Origin of the sequence: Lactobacillus helveticus DSM 20075 = CGMCC 1.1877 (genome assembly GCF_000160855.1) — a bacterium.
Taxonomy (GTDB): domain Bacteria; phylum Bacillota; class Bacilli; order Lactobacillales; family Lactobacillaceae; genus Lactobacillus; species Lactobacillus helveticus.
Genome location: NZ_GG700775.1, coordinates 1 through 1,084 on the forward strand (window position 1 = coordinate 1; position 1,084 = coordinate 1,084).

The 1,084-nt window shown below is 31.1% G+C and carries 1 protein-coding gene; it reads right to left on the minus strand.

Features of this window, described 5'->3' with window-relative positions; translation table 11 throughout:
- Positions 1 to 298: 298 nt before the first annotated feature.
- Positions 299 to 757, minus strand: coding sequence for a helix-turn-helix domain-containing protein (locus tag HMPREF0518_RS09225; protein ID WP_003627972.1), 459 nt, complete (start codon positions 755 to 757; stop codon positions 299 to 301).
- Between the last annotated feature and the right edge of the window lie 327 nt (positions 758 to 1,084).

Here is a 1,084-nt window from a genome sequence, read left to right on the forward strand (position 1 = left end):
CTTAGATGTATTATTTGCATTTTTAGACAATTTTGGTTTAGAAATGGATGATGATGATGGTGCCACAATGATTGCAACTATAATTTTGAAAATTAAGATCACGGCAACAATAATCAGTACCCAAAACCACCAGCGTTTATGTAAAGGCTTTTTCTTCTTTTCTTCCATCGTACTTACTCCCAATTTTACATAGTTTATACTTAAAATTATAAATCATATAAAATAATCTACTTCAATTATTTCAAACTAACCATACCATACTATACTACAACACATAGCATACGATCTTTAACTTTCCTCAATTCCAAAACTGCCACCAATGCCGCTTTTCCTCATCTCTATTTAAATCTTTTTCTGAAATTGCTTCCACTTTCTTCCATGCATCCTCAAGTAATTTCTCTTTATTCTGACTGTCTAACCTTGCTCTCAAAACTTCACCTTTCAAAAAATCAATTATTTCAGCTTGATCTTTAATTTGCTGATCTTTTTTTTCAAGTTGTTTCTTAAATATTTCTAAAACAGTAACAGAAATACCAGCATTGTTTTCTTTTTTATTCTTTTCAATCCGTTTCTTTTGTTGTTCATCCTCTATTTCTAAAACAATTTTAGAATCAAACTTAAATTGACCACTTTTCTTACTAACAGGCTTAATTTTATTTCTTCTAATATAAGACCAAACCTTATTTCTTGATACACCAGCCTTTTCAGCAATTTCACTAACCGTTAAAACTTTACTTCCAATCTGTTTTTTAGCCATTTCTATTTATTTCTTTTCTATTTTTAAAACATTTCTAAAATAATTTAGAAACAAAAAGCAACTAAACCAAACTCGCACCACCAAAAACAAACAAAACAAATTTATTTCAAAAACAAAAGAAAAACAATTGAAAATGTAGCATTTTTGGTGTTGGCTTTTTTGAACCAGAAGGAACTTGAGGAGATTTTACGCCCTTGTAAAGAGCGCAAAATGAAAATTGATTGGTTGGCTTTCCGTCACCGTCAGTCACCGTCGTCAATTCCTCGTTAGAGGCACGTTTTACGCCCTATATAGCCCGGACAACTTTAACGCGGCTAATTATACTAA

Bases quoted from the DNA above. Each gene is read 5' to 3' on its own strand.
- HMPREF0518_RS09225 (WP_003627972.1), bottom strand. From the start codon at position 757: ATGGCTAAAAAACAGATTGGAAGTAAAGTTTTAACGGTTAGTGAAATT.